Here is a 1580-nt window from a genome sequence, read left to right as displayed (position 1 = left end):
CAAGCGTACCCTGATCACCGCTTCGGGCCAGGGGATCGGGCGTGCGAGCGCGCTTGCCTTCGCCCGCGCGGGTGCAAGTGTGGTGGCGACCGACATCAATGCGGAAGCGCTCGACAGCCTGTCGGCCGAGGCCAGGAAGGCCGGCCTTGCGATCGAGACCCGCGTGCTCGACGTGCTGAAGGACGAGGCGGTCGAGGCCATCGTCTCTGAAACCGGGCCTTTCGACGTGCTGTTCAACTGCGCCGGCGTCGTCCATAGCGGCACGGTCATGGAGATGACCGCCGCCGATCTCGATTTCGCCTTCGACCTCAATGTGCGCGCCATGATCCGCACCATCCGCGCCGTGCTCCCCGCCATGCTGGAGCGCGGCTCGGGCTCGATCATCAACATGGCCTCGGTCGCCTCCTCGGTGAAGGGCGTGCCCAACCGTTGCGCCTACACCGTCACCAAGGCCGCCGTCGTCGGGCTGACCAAGTCGGTCGCCGCCGACTATGTGACCCAGGGCATCCGCTGCAACGCCATCTGCCCCGGCACGGTCGAAAGCCCCTCGCTGCAGGATCGCATGCGCGCCCAGGGCGACTATGACGCCGCGCGCGCCGCCTTCATCGCCCGTCAGCCGATGGGACGCCTCGGCACACCCGAAGAGATCGCCGATCTCGCCGTCTATATTGCCGGCGCCACCTATACCTCCGGCCAGGCCTTCGCCATCGACGGCGGCTGGACCATTTAATCTTCTTCGAAAAGGATACCTTCCATGAAACTGATGCGCGTCGGACAACCCGGCCAGGAAAAGCCGGCCATTCTCGACCAGAACGGCAAGATCCGCGATCTCTCCGCCTATGTGGCCGATATCGGCGGGGCTGTTCTCTCGCCCGAAGGCCTGTCGAAGATCGCCGCCCTCGACCCCGCCTCGCTGCCGGAACTGCCGGCGGACGGACGCATCGGTCCTTGTGTCGCCGGCACCGGCAAGTTCATCTGCATCGGCCTCAACTATTCCGACCACGCCGCCGAAAGCGGCATGGCGGTGCCGCCCGAGCCGGTCATCTTCATGAAGGCGACCTCGGCGATCGTCGGCCCGAACGACGATGTGCTGATCCCGCGCGGCTCGGAGAAGACCGACTGGGAGGTCGAGCTTGGCGTCGTCATCGGCAAGACCGCCAAGTATGTCTCGGAGGCCGAAGCTCTCGATTATGTCGCCGGCTATTGCGTCTCCCACGACGTCTCCGAGCGCGCCTTCCAGACCGAGCGCGCCGGCCAGTGGACCAAGGGCAAGTCCTGCGACACGTTCGGCCCGATCGGCCCCTGGCTGGTGACGAAGGATGAGATCGCCGATCCGCAGGCCCTGTCCATGTGGCTGACTGTCAACGGCGAGAAGATGCAGAACGGCACCTCGGCCACCATGGTCTACGGCATCGCCTTCCTCGTCTCCTACCTCAGCCAGTTCATGAGCCTGCATCCGGGCGACGTCATCTCCACCGGTACGCCCCCCGGCGTCGGCATGGGCATGAAGCCTCCCCGCTATCTCAAGCCCGGCGACACCGTCGAACTCGGCATCGAAGGTCTCGGAACCCAAAAGCAGA

General features: G+C 65.8%; 2 protein-coding genes. Both read left to right on the top strand.

What is annotated here, in order from left to right; translation table 11 throughout:
* Positions 1-730: SDR family oxidoreductase (locus tag RNA01_RS23185; protein ID WP_147182439.1), on the top strand; the 730-nt coding region annotated here is incomplete at its 5' end.
* A 24-nt stretch (positions 731-754) separates the two neighbouring features.
* A partial coding sequence (locus tag RNA01_RS23180) for a fumarylacetoacetate hydrolase family protein (RefSeq protein ID WP_147182438.1) occupies positions 755-1580 on the top strand: 826 nt, incomplete at its 3' end.

The organism is Paenirhizobium naphthalenivorans, from assembly GCF_007992095.1.
GTDB classification, from domain to species: Bacteria; Pseudomonadota; Alphaproteobacteria; order Rhizobiales; family Rhizobiaceae; genus Allorhizobium; species Allorhizobium naphthalenivorans.
Note: the sequence above shows the minus strand (reverse complement) of the source record. Positions and strands in the feature narration are given on the sequence as shown.